Source organism: Streptomyces sp. NPDC093065, from assembly GCF_044754585.1.
Classification (GTDB): domain Bacteria; phylum Actinomycetota; class Actinomycetes; order Streptomycetales; family Streptomycetaceae; genus Streptomyces.
Map to the genome: position 1 here is coordinate 77179 of NZ_JBIVPJ010000016.1, position 24666 is coordinate 101844.

18 protein-coding genes are annotated in these 24666 nt (G+C 73.5%); 10 read left to right on the plus strand and 8 right to left on the minus strand.

Annotated elements, in window-relative coordinates; all coding sequences use genetic code 11:
- Nucleotide 1: 1 nt before the first annotated feature.
- The 3 genes from ACIQFU_RS25600 to ACIQFU_RS25610 form a co-directional block, all read right to left on the minus strand.
- On the minus strand, nt 2-421 hold the full coding sequence (locus ACIQFU_RS25600) for a roadblock/LC7 domain-containing protein (protein ID WP_402554501.1): 420 nt from the start codon (nt 419-421) through the stop codon (nt 2-4).
- Nucleotides 418-3030, minus strand: a complete 2613-nt coding sequence (locus ACIQFU_RS25605) for a nitrate- and nitrite sensing domain-containing protein (protein WP_402554502.1) — start codon at nt 3028-3030, stop codon at nt 418-420. The genes ACIQFU_RS25600 and ACIQFU_RS25605 overlap by 4 nt, the downstream gene beginning before the upstream one ends.
- 69 nt (nt 3031-3099) lie before the next feature.
- Nucleotides 3100-4113 (minus strand): substrate-binding domain-containing protein, encoded by a 1014-nt coding sequence (locus ACIQFU_RS25610; RefSeq protein WP_402554503.1) that lies wholly within the window; start codon nt 4111-4113, stop codon nt 3100-3102.
- A 402-nt stretch (nt 4114-4515) separates the two neighbouring features.
- On the opposite strand from ACIQFU_RS25610, the gene ACIQFU_RS25615 reads away from it, so the two are divergent.
- The 4 genes from ACIQFU_RS25615 to ACIQFU_RS25630 all read left to right on the plus strand — a co-directional run bounded on the left by ACIQFU_RS25615 (nt 4516) and on the right by ACIQFU_RS25630 (nt 9537).
- Nucleotides 4516-5163 (plus strand): ScbR family autoregulator-binding transcription factor, encoded by a 648-nt coding sequence (locus tag ACIQFU_RS25615; protein ID WP_402554504.1) that lies wholly within the window; start codon nt 4516-4518, stop codon nt 5161-5163.
- Between the two features lie 109 nt (nt 5164-5272).
- Nucleotides 5273-6490 (plus strand): damage-control phosphatase ARMT1 family protein, encoded by a 1218-nt coding sequence (locus tag ACIQFU_RS25620; protein ID WP_402554505.1) that lies wholly within the window; start codon nt 5273-5275, stop codon nt 6488-6490.
- A 140-nt stretch (nt 6491-6630) separates the two neighbouring features.
- Nucleotides 6631-8841, plus strand: coding sequence for a germacradienol/geosmin synthase Cyc2 (cyc2, locus tag ACIQFU_RS25625; RefSeq protein ID WP_402554506.1), 2211 nt, complete (start codon nt 6631-6633; stop codon nt 8839-8841).
- A gap of 75 nt (nt 8842-8916) precedes the next feature.
- On the plus strand, nt 8917-9537 hold the full coding sequence (locus ACIQFU_RS25630; protein ID WP_402554507.1) for a PDZ domain-containing protein: 621 nt from the start codon (nt 8917-8919) through the stop codon (nt 9535-9537).
- Here the strand turns inward: ACIQFU_RS25630 and ACIQFU_RS25635 are convergent.
- A complete protein-coding gene (locus tag ACIQFU_RS25635; protein WP_402554508.1) occupies nt 9530-10285 on the minus strand; it encodes a metallophosphoesterase in 756 nt (251 codons plus the stop codon). The two genes, ACIQFU_RS25630 and ACIQFU_RS25635, sit on opposite strands and share 8 nt — an antisense overlap.
- A 172-nt stretch (nt 10286-10457) precedes the next feature.
- Here ACIQFU_RS25635 and ACIQFU_RS25640 point away from each other — a divergent pair, with 172 nt between their 5' ends.
- On the plus strand, nt 10458-11588 hold the full coding sequence (locus tag ACIQFU_RS25640; RefSeq protein ID WP_402554509.1) for an aminopeptidase P family protein: 1131 nt from the start codon (nt 10458-10460) through the stop codon (nt 11586-11588).
- A 62-nt stretch (nt 11589-11650) separates the two neighbouring features.
- On the plus strand, nt 11651-12595 hold the full coding sequence (locus ACIQFU_RS25645) for an aminoglycoside phosphotransferase family protein (RefSeq protein ID WP_402554510.1): 945 nt from the start codon (nt 11651-11653) through the stop codon (nt 12593-12595).
- A 22-nt stretch (nt 12596-12617) separates the two neighbouring features.
- On the opposite strand, the gene treZ is transcribed toward ACIQFU_RS25645, so the two are convergent.
- Nucleotides 12618-14363 (minus strand): malto-oligosyltrehalose trehalohydrolase, encoded by a 1746-nt coding sequence (gene treZ, locus ACIQFU_RS25650; RefSeq protein WP_402554511.1) that lies wholly within the window; start codon nt 14361-14363, stop codon nt 12618-12620.
- A gap of 178 nt (nt 14364-14541) precedes the next feature.
- Between treZ and ACIQFU_RS25655 the strand changes: the two genes are divergently transcribed.
- Complete coding sequence (locus tag ACIQFU_RS25655; RefSeq protein ID WP_402554512.1) at nt 14542-15093, plus strand: FHA domain-containing protein; 552 nt, start codon at nt 14542-14544, stop codon at nt 15091-15093.
- Nucleotides 15094-15235: 142 nt separating this feature from the next.
- Complete coding sequence (locus ACIQFU_RS25660; RefSeq protein ID WP_402554513.1) at nt 15236-16561, plus strand: M14 family zinc carboxypeptidase; 1326 nt, start codon at nt 15236-15238, stop codon at nt 16559-16561.
- 28 nt (nt 16562-16589) lie between these two features.
- Here ACIQFU_RS25660 and treY read toward each other — a convergent pair whose 3' ends face one another.
- Nucleotides 16590-19025 carry a malto-oligosyltrehalose synthase gene (treY, locus tag ACIQFU_RS25665; protein ID WP_402554514.1) on the minus strand — a complete coding sequence of 812 codons (2436 nt, stop codon included), beginning with the start codon at nt 19023-19025 and terminating at the stop codon, nt 16590-16592.
- Between the two features lie 94 nt (nt 19026-19119).
- The gene (gene glgX, locus ACIQFU_RS25670; protein WP_402554515.1) at nt 19120-21225 is read right to left on the minus strand and encodes a glycogen debranching protein GlgX; all 2106 of its coding nucleotides are present in this window, start codon (nt 21223-21225) and stop codon (nt 19120-19122) included.
- A 365-nt stretch (nt 21226-21590) separates the two neighbouring features.
- On the opposite strand from glgX, the gene ACIQFU_RS25675 reads away from it, so the two are divergent.
- Together ACIQFU_RS25675 and ACIQFU_RS25680 are read left to right on the plus strand one after the other, a co-directional pair.
- A complete protein-coding gene (locus ACIQFU_RS25675) occupies nt 21591-22838 on the plus strand; it encodes an SAV2148 family HEPN domain-containing protein (protein ID WP_402554516.1) in 1248 nt (415 codons plus the stop codon).
- 114 nt (nt 22839-22952) lie between these two features.
- Nucleotides 22953-23687, plus strand: coding sequence for a 3'-5' exonuclease (locus ACIQFU_RS25680; RefSeq protein ID WP_402554517.1), 735 nt, complete (start codon nt 22953-22955; stop codon nt 23685-23687).
- Nucleotides 23688-23728: 41 nt separating this feature from the next.
- Here the strand turns inward: ACIQFU_RS25680 and ACIQFU_RS25685 are convergent, their stop codons facing one another.
- Nucleotides 23729-24595, minus strand: a complete 867-nt coding sequence (locus ACIQFU_RS25685) for a phosphotransferase enzyme family protein (protein WP_402554518.1) — start codon at nt 24593-24595, stop codon at nt 23729-23731.
- Nucleotides 24596-24666 lie beyond the last annotated feature (71 nt).

Here is a 24666-nt window from a genome sequence, read left to right on the forward strand (position 1 = left end):
GTCACTCGCCGGGGCCGGCGGCGGCCCGCGGTGCCGCGCTCAGGTGCTCGCCGATCTTCTTCACCAGCATGTTCATCTGGTACGCCACCACGCCGACGTCGGCGTTCGGCCCGGTGAGCACGACCAGGTGCGCGCCCGGGCCGGCGGAGGTGAGTATCAGGAAGCTGTTGGCCATCTCGATGAGTGCCTGGCGCACCGGCCCGCCCCGGAAGTCCATGCTGACGCCCTTGCTGAGGCTCATCAGGCCGGACGCGGTCGCCGCCAGCCGCTCCGCGTCGTCGCGCAGGAACCCGGTGGACTTGCTGACGACCAGTCCGTCCTCGGAGAGCACCACGGCCTGGTTCACCTCGGCGACCCGCTCCACGAGTCCGGTGAGCAACTGGTCCAGCTCGGTGTGCGTGGCGGGAGAGGGTCGGGTCATCGCGTGTCCTTCGTCGGCGGTCGGCGGTCGGCGGTGGGAGTCGAGGGGGCGGCGGAGGCGGAGGAGGGCACGGGCCCGTCGGTGTCGGTGTCGGTGTCGGTGTCGGTGTCGGTGTCGTTGTAGATGTAGGTGGCCGTGTCCGGGTCCGTCCCCGTGGCGTCCCCGTCGTCGTCGGTCTGGGCCCGCAGCGTGCCGCGCTGGAAACCCGCGAGGGACGAGGCGGCGCGCTCGGCCGTGAAGTCGGCGTAGTCGTCACCGGACGCGCCGTCCGGCCGGCCACCGTGCTCCTCCTCGTCGCGCAACTCGGCGGCGAGGCTGGTCTGCGGCACCCGCCGGGGCAACGGCGCCAGGCCGCCGCGTTCGTCGGCGGTGCCGTCCGGCGAGCCGTCGCGGGGGCCGCCCGGGGCGCCCGCCACGACCGCGGACCGGCTCGGTGGCGTCGGCCGGGACGACCGCAGGGGCCGCTCACCGCCGGCCGGGACCGCTCCCGGCACCGAGTCCGCTCCAAGCACCGAGCCCGCTCCGGGCAGCGGCGAGGACGCGGCGGGCGAGGGAGGCGCGCCGGCCGGGCCGGGTGCGGGAACCTGCGGGAACCCGGCGGCCCGGGGCGCCCCGGCGCCGTCCGCCGCAGGGCCGGAGTCCGTCCGGCCCGCCGCCCCGCGCACCACGACCTCGTGCGGGATCAGCACGATCGCCGTGGTCCCGCCGTACGGGGAGGGGCGCAGCGTGACGGTGATGCCGTGCCGGTGGGCGAGGCGGGCGACGACGAACATGCCGAGCCGCAGGTCGTCGGCGAGCGCCACCACGTCGAACTGGGGAGCCACCGCCAACTGGGCGTTGAACGAGGCGTAGTCCTCCTCCGACAGACCGAGCCCGCGGTCCTCGATCTCGACGGCCAGGCCCTTGGCCACCAGCGCCGCGCGCACCCCGACCGGGTGGGGCGCGGGGGAGTAGGAGGTGGCGTTGTCGATCAGCTCGGCCAGCAGGTGGATCACGTCGGCCACGGCGGGCGGCGCGACGGCGACCTCCTCGTCGGCGTGCAGTTCCACCCGCTGGTACTCGGCGACCTCGCCCACGGCGCTGCGCAGGATGTCCACCACCGACACGGGCTCGCGCCACGTGCGCCGCGGCTGCTCACCGCTGATGATGACGAGGTTCTCCTCGTAGCGTCGCAACTGGCTGGCCGTGGAGTCCAGTTCGTACAGGCCCTTGAGGATGTCGGGGTCCGTGTGCTCGCGCTCCAGGGCGTCCAGCTTGCCGAGCTGCATGTTGACCAGGTTCTGGCTCTGCCGCGCGATGCCCAGGATCACCTTCTGGAAGCCGCGCCGGGTGTCGGCGAGTTCGACGGCGGTGTGCACGGCGGTGCGCTGCGCGGTGTTGAACGCCTGTGCGACCTGCCCGAGTTCGTCCCGCCCGTAGTCCAGCGGCGGCGTCGCCGACTCCACGTCGACCTTCTCGCCCCGCTCCAGGCGGGCCACCACGTCGGGCAGCCGTTCCTGGGCCAGGCTCAGGGTGGCCAGCCGCAGGCCGCGCAGCCGCCGGGACAGCGAGCGCGTGATGCGCCAGGACATGACGATGCAGAGCAGCAGCGCGATCAGTCCGCCCGCGCTGAGGATGCCGGCCTTGATCAGCAGGCCCCGGGCCTCCGCGGCGCTGCGGTCGAGGAGGCCGTCCGTCTGCTGCTGGACGAGCTTGGCGTACTGGGTGGAGATCGCCTCGAAGGCGCTGTTCCAGCGCTGCCGTGCGTCCGGCAGTTCGATCCGTCCGTTCCCGCCCGCGGAACGGGCCTCCAGCACCTGGTCCTCGACGTCCTGCAGGGACTTCCAGTCGGAGCTGGCGAGGATGCGTTCGGTCTGCGTCTTCGCGCTGCCGGTCAGGGAGGGGACGATCTGGTCCTGCACCAGCCAGCGGCGGGTGTGCACCAGCTGGGCGAACCGGGACCACTGCTCCCCGTCCATCCGGTCGGACGGCCAGGCCAGCGTGAGGCGGGCGTCCTCCTGGGAGACCAGCTCGGCGGCGTGCTCCAGGGCGACCAGCGGGCCCGCCTGGGAGGTGAGGTCTCCGTCGTCGACCTGGGAGAGTTCCTGGAAGGCGTGGATCTGCTCGTCGACGATCGAGGTGTACTGGTCGAGTGCCTGCTCGGCGGTGATGTCGCTGGGGTCGTCCACCTGGTTGCGGTAGTACTCCAGGCTGCCCACCGAGCCGAGCACCGAGTACAGCCGGTCCGAGATCCGGTCGGGAGCGCTCTCGATCGCGTCCGACTGGCCCACGAGCTGGGCGACCGCCTCGTCCGCCTTCTTGCGCTGCGCGTCCAGTTCCGCCCGGCCGTCGTCCGGCGAGGCCAGCCAGGCGGCCGACAGACTGCGCTCCTTCTGCAGGGCCAGGGTTGCCTCGGTGCCCATGGCGCCGGTGTCGCGGCTCAGCTCGGTCTGCGCACGCAGCCGCAGACCCTCCGAGAACATCTGGATCGTCGTGACGCCCCACACGGCCGCGAGGGTCACGCCGGGCACCAGGGCCAGGAGGATCAGGGACAGACGTATGGAGCCGAGGCGGCGCCGGGCACCCTTCCTCCGCGTCTCCCGAGTCTTCCGTGTCTTGCGTGCAGACATCGTCGTCCTAGGCGGTCAGTGGGAGAGGGGGAACGGAGGCGGGAGCGTGCCGTCGGCCGCGGTACCCGGTCACCTGGTGCCGCCCGCGGCGAACTTCGCGACCGAGTCGGCGTTGGTGCGGGTCACGAACGCGGGGCCGGTCAGTACGGGGGCCACCCCGCCGCCGCTGACGTTGCCGTTGGTGCGGTACAGCCAGAGCGCGTCGACGGCGAGGTAGCCCTGGAGGTACGGCTGCTGGTCCACCGCGAACTGGACGTCCCCGCGTTTGACGGCGGCGACCAGGTCGTTGTCGAGGTCGAAGGTGGCGACGTGCGCCTTGCTGCCCGCCTCGTCCACCGACTCGACCGCAGAGAGGGCGAACGCCGCGCCGTTCATGACGACTTCGTCGATGCTCGGGTTCTGCCGCAGCCGCGCCGTGACGGCCGCGCCGACCGCCTTCATGTCGGTGCCCTCGACGTAGAGCATCTCGGTCTCGCCCCCGAAGGTCTTCTTCACCCCGGCGCAGCGGGCCTCCAGGGCGACGTTGCCGCGCTCGTGGATGACGCACAGGGCGTGCTTGGCCTTGAGATCGTTCAGCTTGTCGCCGACGGCCCGGCCCGCGACGCTCTCGTCCTGCCCGAAGTACTCCAGGAGCCCCGTGGAACGCCAGGCGTCGATACCGGAGTTGAGGCCGACCACGGGAATCCCGGCCGCCTTGGCCTCGGCGACCACCGCCTTCATCGCCTGCGGTTTGGCCAGGGTCACGGCGATGCCGTCGGCCTTGTCCCGGACGGCGTCCCGCACCAGGTCGGCCTGGTCGGCGGTGTCGGCGTCCCCGGCGTAGGTCAGATCCACGCCGTCCTTGGCGGCCGCCGCCTCGGCACCCTTGCGCACCCGGTCCCAGAAGGCGTCGCCCTCACCGCCGTGGGTGACCATGACGATCTTCATCCGGTCGCCGCCGGGGCCGCCGGCGGCGTCAGCCGCCGAGCCGTCGTCGTCCCCGCCGAGGGCGGAGCAGCCGGCCGCCAGCAGGCAGACGACGGCCGCCAGGGCCGCGGTGCGCAGAGGGCCGGGGGAGTGGGTGGGCGGAGGAGTTGTACTCATGGGGGCGGGGGCACCTCGCTGTGCGGCCGAGCAGGAGGAACGGGACGAGGTGCCCCGGAGCCGCGGGTCGGTGCGCCAACCGGGTGAAACTCGCCTGGCCGGAGCAAACCGTGTGTGACCGCTGGTAGTCAAGTGACCAGCGAACCGCTGTCAGTTGTCGGTGCCGCATCGTGATGATCGGAGCGGCGAAAGCGGGCGGAAGCGGAATCCCGGGCGGTATGCCCGAGGGCGTACGAGGGGTGTGCGGGTGGACGCGCGCGGCAACGTGCGCGGTGGTGGGCGCGGTGCGCACCGGTTCCACGGGGGCTGATCTGATGGGCAGTTAGGCAGTGAGTTATCGTGTACAGGGGGTAAAAACAGGCGGCACGGTCTGTCGAGTTCCAGCCCAGGAGAGTTCAGCCGATGGCGAGGCAGCTACGCGCCGAGCAGACCCGCGCGACGATCATCGGTGCCGCGGCCGACCTGTTCGACCGTCACGGCTACGAGTCGACCAGCCTCAGCGAGATCGTCGCCCACGCCGGGGTCACCAAGGGCGCTCTGTACTTCCACTTCGCGGCGAAGGAAGACCTCGCGCACGCCATCATGGAGATACAGTCCCGCACCTCCCGCCGGCTGGCGCGGGACCTCGACGGGCGGGACTGCTCCTCGCTGGAGGCGCTGATGCGCCTCACGTTCGGGATGGCCCGGCTCTGCGAGGAGGGGCCGGTGCTGCGGGCCGGGCTGCGGCTCGCCACCGCCGGGGTACCGGTGCGCCCGCCGCTGCCGCACCCCTTCACCGAGTGGCGGGAGATCGCCACGTCCCGGCTGCTGAACGCCGTGCGGCAGTCCGACGTGCACCCGGACATAGACGTCGACTCCGTCGCCCACACCCTCGTCTGCTCCGTCGTCGGCACCCGCGTCGTGAGCAGCACCCTCGAACCGGCCGGGCGGCAGCCCCGCCGCCTCGCCGAGATGTGGTACATCCTGATCCGGGGCATGGTCCCGGTGACCCGGCGCGCCCGCTACCTCACCCTCGCCTCCCGCCTGGAACGGGAGACGGGCACGGCCTGACGGCCCGGAACGGGAGACGGGTGCGGTCCGAGCGCGTGAGGCGGGGACGCGTACGGCCCGACCGCCCGGAGCGGGGGATCTGCGGGGCCCGACCGGTACGGTGACACGCATGTCCGACACCCCGTCCGTGCCCGCCCCCGTCGTCCTCGGCAACGAACCCGGGTCCTTCCCGCACGGCGTGCTCGCCGAGCGGCACCCCGCCATCGTGCGGCAGGTGCGGGACGCCTTCCCCCTCGACCCGGAACGGCGCCACGCGCTCGACGCGCTGCTCGCGAGCTGCGCCGACGGCGTGGTCGAGCCGCTGCCCGCCGACGCCGACCCCACCGGCCGGGACCGGGACCGCTGGGCGCGATGGGGGATGGAAGCGTACGCCGGCCGCTCCTGGTACGACGTGCCCTGGCTGTGGGCCGAGAGCCACTTCTACCGCCGGCTGCTCGACGCCGTCGGCTACTTCGGCCCCGGCCCCTGGCAGGGCGTCGACCCCTTCCGGCCCGCCAAGCTCGCCGAACTGGACGCGCCGGAGACGGACGAGGAACTCGCCGCGCTCGACGGCCTCGACGAACTGCCCGCCGACGAGCGGAGCCGGGCCCTGCTGCACGGCTCGCTCTGGGGCAACCGCGCCGACCTCGGCTTCCGCCTCTCCGGCCGGGGCGCCGGCACCGGGCGCGAGACGGAACCACTGGTCGCCGACGACAGCGACACCCTGTGGTCCCTGCTCCCGGCCCCCGGGAGAGGAGCCTCGCGGCAGGACCCGGCCACCCTGTGCCTGGTGGCCGACAACGCGGGCCGCGAACTGGTCCCCGACCTGCTCCTCGTCTCGCACCTCCTCGCCGAGGGCCGGGTGGACCGTGCCGTCCTGCACGTCAAGCCGTATCCGTACTACGTCTCCGACGCCACGCCCACCGACGTGCTCGACGCCCTGCGACGGCTCGTCGCCGCGGGCGGCACGGCCGCCGCGTACGGCGGCCGGCTCTGGACCGCGCTGACCGACGGCCGCGTCACCGTCCGGGCCCACCCCTTCTCGTGCGCCCCGCTGCCGTACGCGGACATGCCCGGCGACCTGCGCGAGGACTTCGCCGCGGCCACCCTCACCGTCCTCAAGGGCGACCTGAACTACCGGCGTCTGGTGGGTGACCGGTGGTGGCCGCCGACCACCTCCTTCGCCGACGTCACCGCCTACTTCCCCGGCCCGGTCGCCGCGCTGCGCACCCTGAAGTCCGACGTCGTCACCGGACTCGACGCGAAGACCGAGGCCGCGCTGGAGGCGAGCGGCGAGCGGCGCTGGCGGACGAGCGGAACGCACGCGCTGATCCAGGTCAGACGCTGAAGGAGTACTGGGGGGAGTGTTGGGGGAGTGCTGAGGGACTACCGCGGGAGAAGTTCCCGCATTTCGGGCTGATTCACGCGATGGTGTGATCATGTGCCGCCCGGTGGATGCTCCCGGAGGGCCGCGGGTAGTGCCCGGCCATGACGCAACAGCCCTTCCAACTCCCGCACTTCTACCTGCCGCATCCCGCGCGGCTCAACCCGCATCTCGACGAGGCCCGCGCCCACTCGACGACGTGGGCGCGCGACATGGGCATGCTGGAGGGCTCCGGGGTCTGGGAGCAGTCCGACCTCGACGCCCACGACTACGGCCTGCTCTGCGCCTACACCCACCCCGACTGCGACGGGCCGGCGCTCTCCCTCATCACCGACTGGTACGTGTGGGTCTTCTTCTTCGACGACCACTTCCTGGAGAAGTACAAACGCAGCCAGGACCGCCTCGCCGGCAAGGCCCACCTCGACCGGCTCCCCCTGTTCATGCCGCTGGACCCGGCAGCCGAGATGCCCGAGCCGGAGAACCCGGTCGAGGCCGGCCTCGCCGACCTGTGGACCCGCACCGTGCCCGCGATGTCGGCCGACTGGCGCCGCCGCTTCGCCGTCGCCACCGAGCACCTGCTCAACGAGTCCATGTGGGAGCTGTCCAACATCAACGAGGGGCGGGTCGCCAACCCCGTCGAGTACATCGAGATGCGCCGCAAGGTCGGCGGCGCCCCCTGGTCGGCCGGGCTCGTGGAGTACGCGACCGCCGAGGTGCCCGCCGCCGTCGCCGGGTCCCGGCCGCTCAGGGTGCTCATGGAGACGTTCTCCGACGCCGTGCACCTGCGCAACGACCTCTTCTCCTACCAGCGGGAGGTCGAGGACGAGGGCGAGCTCAGCAACGGGGTGCTGGTCCTGGAGACCTTCTTCGGCTGCACCACGCAGGAGGCCGCCGAGCTGGTCAACGACGTCCTCACCTCCCGGCTGCACCAGTTCGAGCACACCGCGTTCACCGAAGTGCCCGCCGTGGCCCTGGAGAACGGCCTGACCCCGCCCGAGGCGGCCGCCGTCGCCGCGTACACGAAGGGCCTGCAGGACTGGCAGTCCGGCGGCCACGAATGGCACATGCGCTCCAGCCGCTACATGAACAAGGGCGAGCGTCCGGTGGCGGGCTGGCAGGCGCTGACCGGTCCCGGCACCTCCGCCGCGGACGTCGGCGCGCTGCTCGCCGACGCGGTCGCCCGGCGCGCCCGCTCCTACACCCACGTGCCCTTCCAGAAGGTCGGCCCCGCAGTCATCCCCGACATCCGCATGCCCTACCCGCTGGAGCTGAGCCCCGCCCTGGAGGGCTCCCGGCGGCACCTGTCCGAGTGGTGCCTGCGCATGGGCATCCTCAGCGAGGGCGTCTGGGACGAGGACAAGCTCGAGAGCTGCGACCTGCCCCTGTGCGCCGCGGGCCTCGACCCGGACGCCACCCAGGACCAGCTCGACCTCGCCTCCGGCTGGCTGGCCTTCGGCACCTACGGCGACGACTACTACCCGCTCGTCTACGGCCACCGCCGGGACCTCGCCGCCGCCCGGCTGACCACCGCCCGCCTGTCGGCCTGCATGCCGCTCGACGGCGAGCCGGTCCCGCCGCCCGCCAACGCCATGGAACGCTCCCTGGTCGACCTGTGGGTGCGCACGACGGCCGGTATGACGCCCGAGGAGCGGCGCCCGCTGAAGACGGCCGTCGACACCATGACCGAGTCCTGGGTGTGGGAGCTGTCCAACCAGATCCAGAACCGCGTCCCCGACCCGGTGGACTACCTGGAGATGCGGCGCGCCACCTTCGGCTCCGACCTCACCCTCGGCCTGTGCCGCGCCGGACACGGCCCGGCGGTGCCGCCCGAGGTCTACCGCAGCGGTCCCGTCCGCTCCCTGGAGAACGCGGCGATCGACTACGCCTGCCTGCTCAACGACGTCTTCTCCTACCAGAAGGAGATCGAGTACGAGGGCGAGATCCACAACGCGGTCCTCGTCGTGCAGAACTTCTTCGGCGTCGACTACCCGGCCGCCCTGGGCGTCGTGCAGGACCTGATGAACCAGCGCATGCGCCAGTTCGAGCACGTGGTCGCGCACGAACTGCCCGTCGTGTACGACGACTTCCAGCTCTCCGAGGAGGCACGCGCCGTCATGCACGGCTATGTCACCGACCTGCAGAACTGGATGGCCGGCATCCTCAACTGGCACCGGAGCGTCCCGCGCTACAAGGCCGAGTACCTGGCGGGGCGCACCCACGGCTTCCTCCCGGACCGGATCCCGGCCGCGCCCGTGCCGTTCATGCCGTCCGTGCCGGTCCCCGTGCCGAGGAGCAGCCCGGTTCCGACGCCCTGACCGGCGTTCAGTCTCACTCTTTCGTGGCTCGTCACGCGCCGGTGCGCCGGGTAGAGCACCTCCCGGAGGCGATCCATGGAACAGACAGCGTTGCGTCCCAAGCCGATGCCCGGCCGGGACCCGGGACCAGGCACCGGGCCCGGCACCGCCGGGCCTCCCCGTGCCGGGCGCCGGCGACGCGTGGTCACCCTGCTGCTCGGCGTGCTCGCCGCGAGCGCCCTCGTCCTCACGGGCGTGGGGCTCGGCACGGTGGGCGCCACGGTGATCGGCATGAGCAAGCTGGCCGAACTGCGGCAGCAGGCCGGGGCACCGGGCCCGGGCGGGCCGGGAGCAGGCGCGGGGGGAGCCGGGACGGGGACGGACACGCGGGCCGCCCCGGCGAACCCGTCGGCCGGTGAGCCCGACGGCGCGTCCCCCTCGCCTGCACCGGCCGGCGCGACCCTCGGCGTGGAGGCCGTGGACGACGAGAGGCCCGGGGCCCGGGTGGTGGGCGTCCACGTGCCGGGCCCCGGGTACGCGGCGGGCCTGGTCCGGGGCGACGTACTGCTGGCGGTCGGCACGACCCGCGTCGACTCGGCCGCCGACCTGGCCCGCGCCGTGGCCCGCGCCGAGCCCGGCAAGAAGGTCAAGCTCACCGTGCGCCACCGGAGCGGCGGCTACCAGCAGCTGACGGCCGTACCGGGCGTCGTCACGTGACCGTGCGGAAGTGGCTCGTGAGTCGGCCGGTGTCGTCCAGCACGTGGTAGGCCAGCCCGACCGGAGCGTCCCGGTCCGCGACCTGCTCGCCCTCCCAGGGCAGCCGCAGCGTCCACGTCACCCCGGGGCCCACCACCAGTGGCCGTCCGGCGAACACGGTGGCGGCGGGGGTGTGGGCGTGACCCGTGATCAGCCCGGCCACCGCGGGCCGGCGTTCCAGCAGTGCGGCCAGGCGCTCGGGGCCGCGCAGCCGGCAGGAGTCGGGCAGGGGGTGGTGCAGCGGCGCGGGCGGGTGGTGGAAGGCGAGCAGGGCCGGCAGGCCGTCGTCGAGCCCGTCGAGCGACGCCTCGATCCAGCCGTACGTCTCCTCGTCCAGCTCGCCCTCGTCGCTGCCCGGGACGCTGGAGTCGCACATCAGGACCGCACCGCCGTCGAAGACGTGCAAGCCGTTGACCGGGCCGTCGGCGGCGGGGCGGCCGAGCAGCGCCTTGCGGTAGGGAGCGCGGCTGTCGTGGTTGCCCGGGCAGGTGAGTACGGGAAACGGCGCGGAGCCCTCGCGCAGCCCCAGAACGCGGGCCGCCTCTTCGTACTCCGTCTCCGTGCCGTGGTCCGCGATGTCCCCGGTGACCAGGAGCGCGTCCACCCGCCCCGGCAGCCGCCACAGCCGGTCGCGCACCCGCTCGGCGCGCTCCGTGGCCCGCGGGCTTCCGTCCAGATGCAGATCGCTGATGTGTGCGAGTACGAGCACGGTGTCGGCCTCCTCCGGGCGCCCGGACCGCGACGCCCCCGATGTTAATGCTTGCACGGCATCCAACCATTAGTAGTGAGGACCGGGCAATGCCAATGGGCTCGCGTCGCCCCCGTCCTGGGGGCAGGATGCTGCCCGTGGTCCCTTCACTCTTCCGCCCCGGGAGGCCCGGATGACCGACAGCAGGCCCGCCGCTTCCTTCACCGCCGACGACTACCGGGCCCGCATGGAGCGCGCCGCGCGTGCGGCCGCCGATGCCGGACTGGCCGGGCTGCTGGTGGCCCCCGGCCCCGACCTGGTGTGGCTCACCGGTTACGCGCCGACGGCGGACACCGAGCGGCTCACGCTGCTCGTCCTCGCCCCCGGCCGCGACCCGGTGCTCGTCGTCCCGACGCTTGAGGCCCCCGACGCCGAGAATGCGGCCGGCGCGCCCGCCCTGACCCTGCGCGACTGGACCGACGGCAAGGACCCCTACGCGGCCGCCGCCACCCTCCTCGACGGGTCCGGACGGTTCGGGATCAGCGACAACGCCTGGGCGATGCATCTGCTGGCCCTTCAGCGCATCCTGCCCGGCACGTCCTACGCCTCCCTCACCGAGGCGCTGCCGATGCTCCGCGCGGTCAAGGACACGGCGGAGCTGGAGCTGCTGGCGGCGGCGGGCGCGGCCGCGGACGCCGCCTTCGAGGAGATCCGGAAGGTCCGCTTCGGCGGACGCCGGGAGTCCCAGGTGGCCACCGACCTCGCCGGCCTGCTGCGCCGGTTCGGGCACTCCCGGGTCGACTTCACCATCGTCGCCTCGGGACCCAACGGCGCCAACCCGCACCACGAGGTCGGCGACCGTGTCATCGAGGACGGCGACATGATCGTCCTCGACTTCGGCGGCCTGAAGGACGGCTACGGCTCCGACACCTCCCGCACCGTCCACGTGGGTGAACCCACGGACGAGGAACGCCGGGTGCACGACCTGGTCCGCGAGGCGCAGGAGGCCGGGTTCCGGGCGGTGCGGCCCGGCGCCGCCTGCCAGGACGTCGACCGGGCCGCCCGCGCGGTCATCGCCGACGCCGGGTACGGCGAGTACTTCATCCACCGCACCGGGCACGGCATCGGCGTCACCACGCACGAACCGCCCTACATGATCGAGGGCGAGGAGCAGCCCCTGGTGCCCGGCATGTGCTTCTCCGTCGAGCCCGGCGTCTATCTGCCCGGACGGTTCGGGGTACGCATCGAGGACATCGTCACCGTCACCGGGGACGGTGGCCGGCGGCTCAACGACACCACCCGGGAGATGGTCATGGTCGAGTGACCGGCGACCGACGGACCCTGAACGCCCCGGCAGACCCGGAAGACGACGGCGGACGGCGCGAGATGACCCAGGCACCGACACCCACCGCGGACACCGTCCGCCGACTCGTCCGCTCCCTGCTGGGCGGGAGCACGGACCCCGACGTCCGGCCGGTCACCGACGGCGCCGAACCCGACACCTGGTGGGTCGGCACCCGGCACGTCCTGCGGCTGGCCGGCGACCGGGAGACCGCGGTGCGCACACGCCGCGAACTGCGTCTGCGCGAACTGGTCCGGCCCCACGTGCCGGTCACGCTGCCGGCCAGCGTGGCGCACGGCGAGTGGTCACCGGGCCTCGCCTACACGCTGGACGCGAAGGTGGCCGGCGGTTCGGGCGAGGACCACGACGTGTCCGCCCTGGGCGAGGCGGACCTGGCGGCGCTGCTCACCGGCCTGCGGGAGGTGCCGGTCCGGCAGGCCGAGACGCTCGGGGTGCCGCGGGTGGCCCCGCGCTCCCTGGAGACCCTGCGGCAGTCCGCCGAGCGTGCCGCCCGCCGCCTCGCCCCCGCCGACGAGTTCGACGCCGCGCGCCCGGAGCGGCTGACCCGGGAGGCGGCGGCCCAGCTCGGCGTCCAGCAGGGCGCGGCGGTCCTCGTCCACCACGGGCTGACCGGCGCCCACCTCGTGGTCGGCGCCGACGGCCGGGTGCGCGGGGTCCTCGGCTGGAGCGACGCGGTCCTCGGCGACCCGGCCGAGGACATCGCCGGGCTCGCCCTGTCCGTCGGCTCACCGGCCGCCGTCCGCGCCGCCACCCTCGCCGGTTACGGCGCCCGGCCCTGCCTGCGCGGCCTGTGGCTGGCCCGGTGCGACGCGGTCGTCCACCTCGCGGAGGCCCTCGCGGGCCGCTCCGGCGTACCGCTGCCCCTGCTCAGGACCCGGCTGCGGCACGCCTGGGAACCGATCCTCCTGGAACGCGTGACGGAACTGCGCGACGCCGCCGACGACGACGCCGACCACGGCCGGTCCTGACCGCATCGGTCCTGACGGGCCTTCACTCCTGCACCAGCACCACGCTCGACTCGCCCGGCACGCGCAGTATCCCGTTCGTGCCCGGGCCCTCCACCGGTTCCCACGCCGCGAGCACGCGAGCGGGGCGGTTGCCCAGCGGGATCGCCGCCGGTTCCGTGCCCAGGTTGACCGCCACCCGGATGTCGCCGCGCCGGAAGGCCAGCCAGCGCGCCGCGCCGTCGTACGCCACCCTGGTGTCGGCCAGGTCCGGGTCGGTCAGGTCCGGCTGTTCGGCCCGCAGGGCGATCAGCCGCCGGTACCAGTCCAGTACGCGCGCGTGCGGTTCGCTCTCCGGCTCCGACCAGTCGAGGCAGGAGCGCTCGCGCGTCGCCGGGTCCTGCGGGTCGGGCACGTCCTCCTCCCGCCAGCCGTGCGCGGCGAACTCCCGCCGCCTGCCGCTGCGTACCGCCTCGGCGAGCTGCGGATCCGTGTGGTCGGTGAAGAACTGCCACGGGGTGCCGGCCGCCCACTCCTCGCCCATGAACAGCATCGGCGTGAAAGGTGCCGTCAGGGTCAGCGTGGCCGCGCAGGCGGCCAGACCGGGGGAGACCAGCGAGGCCAGGCGGTCGCCCTGGGCACGGTTGCCGACCTGGTCGTGGGTCTGGCCGTAGCCGGTCAGCCGGTGCGCTGCAACCCGGCCGCGGTCCAGCGCACGGCCGTGCGAGCGGCCCCGGAAACTGGAGTACGTGCCGTCGTGGAAGTACCCCCGGGTCAGCGTCTTGGCGAGCGCCGCCAGCGGATCGCGCGCGAAGTCGGCGTAGTAGCCCTGCGACTCCCCGGTCAGCGCGGCGTGCAGCGCGTGGTGGAAGTCGTCGTTCCACTGCGCGTGGACGCCCAGGCCGCCCTCCGCGCGCGGGGTGATGATCCGCGGGTCGTTCAGGTCGGACTCGGCGATCAGGAAGAGCGGCCGGTCCAGGTCGGCCGCGAGGTCGTCCACGGCGGCCGACAGCTGCTCCAGGAAGTGGCACGCGCGCGTGTCGACCAGCGCGTGCACCGCGTCCAGGCGCAGCCCGTCGATCCGGTAGTCCCGCAGCCACGCCAGCGCGCTGTCCACGAGATACGCCCGCACCTCGTCGGAGCCGGGCGCGTCCAGGTTCACGGCGACGCCCCAGGGCGTGTGATGGGTGTCGGTGAAGTACGGGCCGAAGGCGGGCAGGTAGTTGCCGGACGGGCCCAGGTGGTTGTGCACCACGTCCAGGACCACACCGAGGCCGAGCCCGTGCGCCCGGTCGACGAACCGTTTCAGTGCCTCGGGCCCGCCGTACGGCTCGTGCACCGCCCACAGCGAGACCCCCTCGTACCCCCAGCCGTGCCGTCCGGGAAAGGGGCACAGCGGCATCAGCTCGACGTGCGTGACGCCCAGCCGTACCAGGTGGTCGAGGCGTTCGGCGGCGGCGTCGAGCGTGCCCTCGGGCGTGTACGTCCCCACGTGCAGCTCGTACAGCACACCGCCGGGCAGCGGACGCCCGGCCCACGGGACGCGCCACCCGTACCCGCCGTGGTCGACGACCGCGCTGAGCCCGTCCGGACCGTCCGGCTGGCGGCGCGAGCGCGGGTCCGGCAGTACCGGCCCGTCGTCCACCGCGAATCCGTACCGCGAGCCGTCCCGCGCCTCGGCCTCGCCGCACCACCACCCGGGCCGTTCCGGATCACGCTCCAGCGCGCGCGTGGCGCCGTCGCACTGCAACGTCACTCGGCCGGCCTGCGGTGCCCACACCTCGAACTGCACGGACGGTTCCCCTTCGTCTGCTCACCGTGATGTAGCCGCACTCATGGTCCTGCAAAAGAGATCGTTCCGCTGGGGATTGCCCCGGCTCGCGGCGAGTGTCGTGCCGCACGCGCGCGGGGCGTCCCGCCGTTTTCCCGTTTCCTGGACACCCCGGCCCCGCTGACCGACAATCAGCTGCGTGACGTCGTCCTTCGAGTTCCACACGTACCCCGCCCGGTTGTCGGACGCGGAGCGCGACAAGGCGCTGAGCGTGCTCCGGGACGGCGTTGCCATGGGGCGCCTGTCGCACGACACGTTCATCCGCCGGATGGAGCTGGCGCTCGCCGCCCGCCGCCTGGAGGAGCTGGCCGTGCTCACCGCGGACCTGCACACCGAGGGCCGGCTGTCGCGAATGGTGTTCGGCACCGTCGAGGCGGTGTCCGGGTTCGGTGCCCGGCTCGGCCGGGCGTGGCGGGCCGAGCGGCTGCCCAAGCTGCTGCTGCCCCACCCCGGCGCCGGGCACCCCCTGCGCATAGGGCGCGACCCCGCGAGCGGGCTGCGGCTGAGCCACGAGACGGTCTCCCGGGTGCACGCCGAGCTGAGCCGCCAGGGCGGCATGTGGGTGCTGCGCGACCTGGGATCCACCAACGGCACCACGGTCAACGGGCGCCGGGTCATCGGCGCGGCCGTCGTCCGCGAGGGCGACCAGATCGGCTTCGGCCGGATGGCCTTCCGCCTGGCGGCGAACTGACACGCCCGGATCCTCTTTGCTTTTCGCGGTGTTGACGTACCCCCCAACTCGTGACTGACTGTGCGTACACCGCGCACTCCAGGTGAACCGACGGCCCGCTTCGTGGAGGTGTGCCCTGCCACCCCTCCTGCGCTACCCGACCGTGGACGAGCTGGGGGCCCGGGCCGCCGCGTTCGTCGCCCGGCATCCCCGGCACGCCCGGCTGCGCCGTGTCGGCACCTCCCGCGCGGGAGACCCGCTGCTGCTGCTCTCCGTCGGCCACGGCAGCCGGCAGGTCCTCGTCGTCGCCGGACCGCACGCGAACGAACCCGTGGGCGGCGCCACCGCCCTGCGGCTGGCCGAGCGGGCCGTGGCAGACCCCCGGCTCACCGAGGGCGCCGACGCCACCTGGAACCTGCTGCTGTGCGTCGACCCCGACGGGCTGCGCCGCAACGAGGGCTGGCTGACCGGCCCCTACACCCTCGGCCGCTACGCGCGGAACTTCTTCCGGCCCGGCTTCCTGGAACAGCCCGAGTGGCTGCCCGACGGCCCGGACCGCGCCACGCTGCCGGAGACCCGCACCCTGCTGGCGCTCCAGGAGGAGCTGCGCCCCTTCCTGCAGTGCTCCCTGCACGGCGTGGACGTCGGCGGCGGCTTCGTCGAGCTGACCCACGACCTGCCGGGCCTCGCCCAACGCGTCTCCCACACCGCCGCCCGGCTCGGCATACCCCGCGAACTCGGCGCCTACGACACCCTGTACTGGCCCGACCTCGGACCCGCCGTCTACCGCATCCCGCCGCCCCGCCGCGGCGACTTCACCGCCGCCATCACCGAGGCCGCCGTCGACTCGACCTGGTGCCACCCGCGCCGCTACGGCACCGTCACCGCGGTCGTCGAGGCACCCATGTGGGGCGTGGCGGGTGTGGCGGACGGCTCGCCCCCGGCCGACCGCGACACCGTGCTGCGCACCGTGAGCCGCACCCTGCGCCACGACACCCGGCGCCTGCACCGCGTCCTCGCCCGCCTGCGGCCCCACCTCGCCACCGTGCCCGAGGCCGCCCACCTGCTCGCACCGGTCGACGACTACCTGCTGGTCTGCCCCCGGCTCGCCGACGCCTGGGACCCCGACACCGACGACGGGACCGGCCGCTCACTGCCGCCGATGAACACGTCCCACCTCGTCGCGCTGCGGCTGGCCGGGAGGCGCCTGTCCCTGCGGACCGCGGGACTGCTGCACCAGCTGGTCACCCGCACCGGGGGCGATCCGGCAGGGGTCCTGCCCGAGCTGGACCGGCTCGTGGACGAGGGCTGCGCCGACTACCGCGACGGCTGCGCGGCGCACTGGATACCGGTCGGACGCCAGGTGGAGTACCAGACCCGGGTCGTACTGGCCGCGTTCGAACTGGCCGGGCGGCGCTCCGGCGCGGGCTCCCGCTCGGGCGAGCCCGGCCGGGGGGCCGAGGCCACGGTGCCGGTGCACCGGGACTGACACCCGCGGCCCCGCCCCGCCTCCACCGCTACCCGGCCGCCGTGTCCACCCGCTCCAGCAGCGCCACCGGCGTGTCCGCGAAGAGGTCCTCCACGCGCGCGTGCCCCGCGAACTCGCGCCCCGGCGCCAGCGCGTCCGCCCACCGGCCCGGCGGCAGCGGCAGCGTCGTACCGCGCCAGCCACCCGCCTCCGCAAGCCGCAGCGACAGCCGGGTCACGGCCGTCACGGTCTCACCGGAGCGGACGAACGCCACGCAGTGCGCCGCCGCCGGGCCCTCGGCGGGCAGCGGCTCGTACGTCGCCGTGCCACCGAAGGCACCGGGCCGCCGCGCCCGCAGCGCCAGCGCCGCCCGGGTCACCGCCGCCTTCTCCCCCCGCTCCCCGGCGCCCCCGGCCGCGCCCTGCGCCCCGGCGGCGGGGAAGTCCACCGCGCGGCGGTTGTCCGGGTCCACCAGCGCCAGGTACTCGTGCTCGGTGCCCTGGTAGAGGTCCGGCACGCCCGGCATCGTCAGATGGACCAGGGCGGTGCCGAGGACGTTGGCCCGGACGTGCGGTTCGAGCGCCTTGCGCAGGGCGGCCACCCGTTCGCCCGGCGCGCCGCACGGTCCCGACGCCACGAACCGGGCCACCGCCTCCTCGTAGGAGGGGTCCTGCTCCGTCCAGCTGGTGTGCGTGCCCGCCTCGCGCACATGCTTCAGCAGCGCCTCCCGCACCCGCTCCTCGTCCGCCGGGCCCAGCCCGAACACCGTCTGCCAGGCCGCCCACGCCGCCTGGCCGTCCGGCAGGCCCGCACCCGCCCGGGTGACCTCCGTGAGGACGTACGCCCACCGCGCGGGGCACTCGGTGAGCACCGCGAGCGCGGCGCGCACGTCGGCGCTGCGTTTGGTGTCGTGGGTCGAGACGACCGTGCCCGTCGCGGGCCAGTCGCGCTGCACGCGCGCGCAGTACTCGTGGAACTCCCGCACGGACACGGCCGGACGGCCGGGGGTGCCGCCCACCTCGGTCGCCGACAGCAGCGGCACGTAGCGGTAGAAGGCCGTGTCCTCGACGGACTTGGCACGCAGCGCCGACGCGGTCTGCGCGAACCGGGTCCGGAACTCCACGTGATCGGGACCGTCCCCGTACCGCCCCAGCACCAGGTCCCGTACGACGTCCACCGCGCCGGCCTCCTCGGGCACCGCGAAGGCGAGCCGTGCCTCGGCCGCCGCCTCCTCGGTGACGACCGTCGCCGCGTCCACCGACGCGTAGGGCCGGTACACCTCCATACGGACCAGTAGTTCCCGCAGCGCCGTGCGCAGCGCCCAGGGCGCCCGGTCGCGCAGTGTGACGTCGGGCGCGGTGACGCACAGACGGTGCGCCACCCGGGTCAGCCGGTCCGTCTCTGCGGCCAGTTCGTGCGCGAGCACCTCGTACGCCGCGCTCCGCACCGTCGCCGCCCAGTCCCCGCCCCGGTCCGCCGGCGGGGCGGCGAACCCGCGGTACCGTTCGAGCAGTTGCCCGTACCCCTCGGGGTCCGTGAAGAGCCCGTCGACGTGCCGCAGGGCGTCGTACCCGGTGGTGCCGGCGACGGGCCAGGCGGCGGGCAGCCGCTCGCCGTCCGCGAGGATCTTCTCCACCACCGTCCACCGGCCGCCACTGGCCTCGTGCAGCCGCTCCAGGTACGCGTCGGGGTCGGCGAGGCCGTCGGGGTGGTCGACGCGCAGTCCGTGGATCACGCCCTCGCGCAGCAGCCGCAGGACCGTGCCGTGGGTGGCGTCGAACACCTCCGGGTCCTCCACGCGGACGCCGATCAGCTCGGAGATGCTGAAGAAGCGCCGGTAGTTCAGTTCCGTCCGGGCCAGCCGCCACCACACCGGGCGGTACCACTGCGCGTCCAGCAGCCGTGGCAGCGGCAGGTCCGCGGTGCCCTCCCGCAGCGGGAAGGCGTGCTCGTGGTAGCGCAGCACGTCGCCGTCGACCCGGAGGTCGCCCAGCACCTCGCCGACCGGGGCGCCCAGCACCGGCAGCAGCAGCCGGCCGCCCTGTGCCCGCCAGTCGATGTCGAACCACCGCGCGTACGGCGACTCGGGCCCCTCGCGCAGCACCTCCCACAGGGCGCGGTTGTGGCGCGGCGACATCGCCATGTGGTTGGGCACGATGTCCACCACCAGACCCAGACCGTGCTCCCGCGCGGTGCGCGACAGCGCCCTCAGCCCCTCCTCGCCGCCCAGCTCGGCGCGCACGCGTGCGTGGTCGACGACGTCGTACCCGTGCCGCGAGCCCGGGACCGCCTCCAGGACGGGGGACAGGTGCAGGTGCGACACGCCGAGCGAGGCCAGATACGGCACGGCCGCCGCGGCGGCACCGAAGGGAAAGTCCGGCTGGAGCTGGAGCCGGTAGGTGGCCGAGGGGACGGGGGCGGGGGGAGTGACGGCGGAGGCGGGAGAGGCCGGGGACGGCACCGGGTCGGGTCGCTCAGGTGTCATGGAACCCTACGTACCCGCCCCGCTGCCTTTCCTGTCACCGGCCCCCTGCACGGGTGCAGGGGGCCGGTGCGGGTCCGGGGCCGGGTCCGGGCCCCTACACGGGTCGCTGCAGCACCGTCAGGCTCCGGTCCAGCAGGGTCAGCCGGTCCCCGGCCTGCACCTTCGGGCCCGTGCCCGCGGGCACCCCCTCCGTCAGCGCGGTGTCGACGACCACCTCCCACTGCCGGCCGTGGTCGACCGGCACCACGAAGTCGAGCGGCTTCGGCGAGGCGTTGAACATCAGCAGGAACGAGTCGTCGGCGATGCGCTCCCCGCGGGTGCCGGGCTCGGAGATCGCGTTGCCGTTCAGGAACACGGTGAGCGCCGAGGCCCGCGCCGAGTTCCAGTCCCGCTGGGTCATCTCCGCGCCCTCCGGGGTGAACCAGGCGATGTCCGACAGCTCGTCGTGCGTGCCCTGCACGGGACGCCCGTGGAAGAAGCGGCGCCTGCGCAGGACCGGGTGGTCCTTGCGCAGCCACACCATCGCGCGGGTGAAACGCAGCAGGTCGTGGTCGTCGGGCCACGCCACCCACGCCAGCTCGTTGTCCTGGCAGTAGGCGTTGTTGTTGCCGTGCTGGGTGCGGGCGAACTCGTCGCCGTGGCTGATCATCGGGACACCCTGCGAGAGCAGCAGGGTCGCCGTGAAGTTGCGCATCTGCCGCGCCCGCAGCTCCAGCACCGCCGGGTCGTCGGTGTCGCCCTCGACGCCGCAGTTCCAGGAGCGGTTGTGGCTCTCGCCGTCCCGGTTGTCCTCGCCGTTGGCGTGGTTGTGCTTGTCGTTGTAGGCCACCATGTCGTGCAGGGTGAAGCCGTCGTGGCAGGTCACGAAGTTGATCGAGGCCAGTGGACGGCGCCCGTCGTCCTGGTAGAGGTCGGACGACCCGGTCAGCCGGGAGGCGAACTCCGCCAGGGTGCGCGGCTCGCCGCGCCACAGGTCCCGCACCGTGTCCCGGTACTTGCCGTTCCACTCGGTCCACAGCGGCGGGAAGTTGCCCACCTGGTAGCCGCCCTCGCCCACGTCCCACGGCTCGGCGATCAGCTTCACCTGCGAGACCACCGGGTCCTGCTGCACCAGGTCGAAGAACGACGACAGCCGGTCCACCTCGTGGAACTGCCGGGCCAGGGTGGCCGCGAGGTCGAAACGGAACCCGTCGACGTGCATCTCGGTGACCCAGTACCGCAATGAGTCCATGATCATCTGGAGTACGTGCGGGGAGCGCATGAGCAGCGAGTTGCCGGTCCCCGTGGTGTCCGTGTAGTAGCGGGGGTCGTCGGCCAGCCGGTAGTACGAGGGGTTGTCGAGGCCCTTGAAGGACAGCGTGGGGCCCAGGTGGTTGCCCTCGGCCGTGTGGTTGTAGACGACGTCCAGGATCACCTCGATCCCCGCCTCGTGCAGCGCCTTGACCGCCGACTTGAACTCCAGCACCTGCTGGCCGCGGTCGCCCCAGGAGGCGTACGCGTTGTGCGGGGCGAAGAAGCCGACCGTGTTGTAGCCCCAGTAGTTGTTCAGGCCCATGTCCACCAGGCGGTGGTCGTTGACGAACTGATGGACCGGCATCAGCTCCAGCGCGGTCACCCCGAGCCCCGTGAGGTGCTCGATGAGCGCCGGGTGCGCGAGGGCCGCGTAGGTGCCGCGCAGCTCCTCCGGCAGGCCTGGGTGGCGCATGGTCAGGCCCTTCACGTGGGCCTCGTAGATCACCGTGTGGTGGTACTCCGTCCGGGGGCGGCGGTCGTCGCCCCAGTCGAAGTACGGGTTGACCACGACCGACGTCATCGTGTGCGGGGCCGAGTCGAGGTCGTTGCGCCGTTCGGGTGCGCCGAAGTGGTAGCCGTACACCTCCTCGCCCCACTGGACCGCCCCACTGATCGCACGCGCGTACGGATCGAGGAGCAGCTTGGCGCTGTTGCAGCGCAGCCCGCGCTCCGGGGCGTACGGGCCGTGCACGCGGTATCCGTACCGCTGCCCCGGCATCACCCCCGGCACGTACGCGTGCCGCACGAAGGCGTCGCTCTCCCGCAGCTCGATCGCCGTCTCCGAGCCGTCGTCGTGCAGCAGACACAGCTCTACTCGGTCGGCGGCCTCCGTGAAGACCGCGAAGTTGGTGCCGGCGCCGTCGTACGTGGCACCCAGTGGATACGCCTCTCCAGGCCAGACCTGCATGAACACGACTCTTTCAGGTGTGGGGCGCCGGTGCGGACGCCTTGGCTCCGAGTCCCCCGGAAGTCTCCCCGAAAGTGAGGTGACCACCTAGCACGTACGTCCTCCTACCCACCCGTGGGCGTTCTGCTCCGTCCGGGTTCGGGCGGGTGCCCGGCCCCCTGTGCCGTACCCCGCCCACGTCACCGCTATGAATCCGCTCACTCCCCGGTGTGAGCACGAGGAGAACACGCCTGTGGATCAAGGAGGTTGGTGAAAACCGGCCCGTCCATCGGGCTGCACCGCGGACCGCGGGCGGAGTACCCTTCCTTGATCGTTGGGACGGGGTGTCCCCGGCAGTGACCGGGGGAGCGGAAGGCGGTACTCGGGTGGGCTCGGGAGGGCTGGAGCTGCCTCCTGGTGACGAGGGTCATCAGGGGGACTCCACGGACGTCCCGCCCGGTGCGGTGTCCCTGGCGCGGCCGATGAACGCGGGCGCGATCGGTCCGGAGCTGGACTGGGACGCCGACGCCTGGCACGAGGTGCGCACCCGTGCGCAGCGGGCCGGCCGGGCCTACATATGGCTGAACCTCGTCGAGCAGCGGCTGCGCGCGGTCGTGGCCGCCGTCCTGCGGCCGGTCTACGAACCGGTCCACGGCGACGACTGGGTGGTCGCCGCCGCCGGACCCGCCGGCCAGGAGTGGGTGCAGCGCGCGGTCGCGGTGCGCGAGGTCAGCCGCCGCAAGGGCTACCTGCTCGACCCGGCCGACGACAACGTCCTCAGTTTCCTCACCCTGCCCCAGCTGCGCGAGCTGATGGTGCAGCACTGGCCCTGCTTCGAGCCGTACGTGGACGAGCGCCGCGACGTCGAACTGGCCCTGGACGAGCTGGAGGTCACCCGCAACGTCGTCTCCCGCAACCGGGCCCTGTCCGAGGCGGTCCTGAACCAGGCCGAACGGGCCTCGGCGCGGCTGCTCGAAGTGCTCGGCGCGGGCAGCGACGTGCCGTCCGCGCGCCGGCTCCCGGTGGACGCGGTGGAGGACCTGGTCGGGGACCGCTACGCCGACGTGGTCGCCGTGCACTCCGACCGGGTGCGGCTGCTGCGCCAGTTCCCCGCCGAGGACCTGTTCGGCAGCGCCCGCCGGGTGGACGCCCTCGGCATCGGCCTCAACCTGCTCGTGCAGAACTTCTCCGGCCGCCGCCTGCTGCGGATGGCCGAGGCCGGCGGCCGGGTGCGGCTGCTCTTCCTGAACCCGGCCTCCAGCGCCATCAAACGCCGCGAGCGCGAACTGGGCATCAAGCGGGGCGAGCTGAGCCGCGCCGTGGAGATGAACATCCTGCACATGCGGAGGGTGCGGGCCCGGCTGCGGGACCCGGGCGCCTTCGAGATCCAGGTCTTCGACGAGACGCCCCGCTTCACGGCCTACCTCGTCGACGGGGACGGCGCCGACGGCATCGCGGTCGTGCAGTCCTACCTGCGCCGCACGCGGGGCATGGAGGCACCGGTCCTGGTCCTGCGCAACGGGCGCAACGGGGCAAAGGTCGTGAAGTCGGACCGGGTCGACGAGGGCGGACTCTTCCCCACCTACCGTGAGGAATTCGAGCTGATGTGGGCGGATTCCAGGCCGGTGTCGTGACGGCGGGCCCGGCGTCGGCGCGGGAGTAAGCGGAATGCGATCCTCTGATTGTCAGTGGTCCGTGGGAAGGTGAAGACCACTGGGGGAAAGCACCACCAAGAAGGGGGACCGCCCATGGGCTGGCACCGGGAGCTGCTGATCGGCTTCGACCTGGAGACGACGGGCACCGATCCGCACGAGGCGCGCATCGTCACGGGGGCCGTGATCGAGGTCAGGGGCTCGGAGCCGCTCGGCAGGCGGGAGTGGCTGGCCGACCCCGGCGTGGAGATCCCGGCGGACGCGGTCGCCGTCCACGGCATCAGCAACGAACGCGCGGCCGGTGAGGGCCGCCCCGCCGACCAGGTCGCGGACGCCATCGCCGGCGTCCTCACGGACCACTGGAAGGCCGGCGTCCCGGTCGTCGCCTACAACGCGGCCTTCGACCTCACCCTGCTCTCCGCCGAGCTGCGGCGCCACGGACTGCCGTCCCTGCGCGAGCGCCTGGGCGGCCTGGATCCCGCCCCGGTCATCGACCCGTACACCATCGACCGTTCCGTCGACCGCTACCGCAGGGGCAAGCGCAATCTGGAAGCGGTCTGCCGGGAGTACGGCGTTCCGCTCGACGCCGCCCACGACGCCACGGCCGACGCCCTCGCCGCCGCCCGGCTGGCCTGCGCGATAGCCGGCCGCCACCCCAAGGTCGCGGCCCTCGGCCCGGCGGACCTGCACCGCCGCCAGATCGAGTGGTACGCCGAGTGGGCGGCGGACTTCCAGAACTTCCTGCGCCGCAAGGGCGACGCCACGGCCGTCGTCGACGGGGCCTGGCCGCTGAGGGAGTCGGCCGGGGAGCCGGCCGACCAGCGGGTCTGACCCGGGCCGTCACCCGCCCGGCGCCATCGCACGCCCCCGGGTCAGAAGGGGTACCAGCGCACCTCGGGGTCCTCGTCCCGCAGCGACGCCACCCTGCGTTCGAACTCGGCCAGCGCCTTCGGGTTGCTCGGCGCGTGCTGGGCCACCCACGCACAGCTGGCGGTCTCCCGGGCGCCGCGCAGCACGGCACAGCCGTCCCATTCGCGCACGTCCCAGCCGTAGGTCGCGGTGAAGGCGTCGTAGGCCTCGGCGGGCAGCCCGTAGCGGTCCCGGCTCAGCGCCATCACCACGAGGTCGTGCTCGCGAAGGTCGGCGGAGAAGGTCTCCAGGTCGATCAGGACCGGCCCGTCGGGGCCGACGTGCACGTTGCGGGGCAGCGCGTCCCCGTGGACGGGCCCCGGCGTCAGGTGCGGGGTGAGCGCGGCGGCGGCCGACGCGAAGCCGTCCCTGCGCTCGCGCAGATACGCCGCGTCCGCCGGGTCGATCACGTCGCCCGCCAGGCGCAGCCAGCGTTCCACACCGCCCAGCAGCTCGCGGGGCGGCAGGCAGAAGGAGGAGGGGAGGGGGAGTTCGTGGACCAGCCGGAGCAGTGCGGCCACGTCCCGCGGCTCGGTGGGCCGCACGGGGTCGGGCAGCCGCCGCCACACGGTCACCGGGTGCCCGTCGACGGTCAGCGGGTCCGGGGCGGCCGCCCGTACCGCCGGCACGCCCGCCTCCTCCAGCCAGAGGGCGACGGCCAGTTCCCGGCGGGCCCGCGCGAGGAGTTCGGCGTCGCGGCCCACCTTGACCGCCAGGTCGCCGGCGGCGAACACCGCGTTCTCGCCGAGGGCCAGCAGCCGCGCCTCCGACGCCGGGCCGGGCAGTACGTCCGCCGCGGCCAGCACCTCCCGCGCCCGTGCCTCGTCCATCGTCTCGCGCCTCCGTGCCTTCGGTGTGCACCGCGTACCCTGCGGCTCTGCGTGCTCTGTGTTCTCGCCGT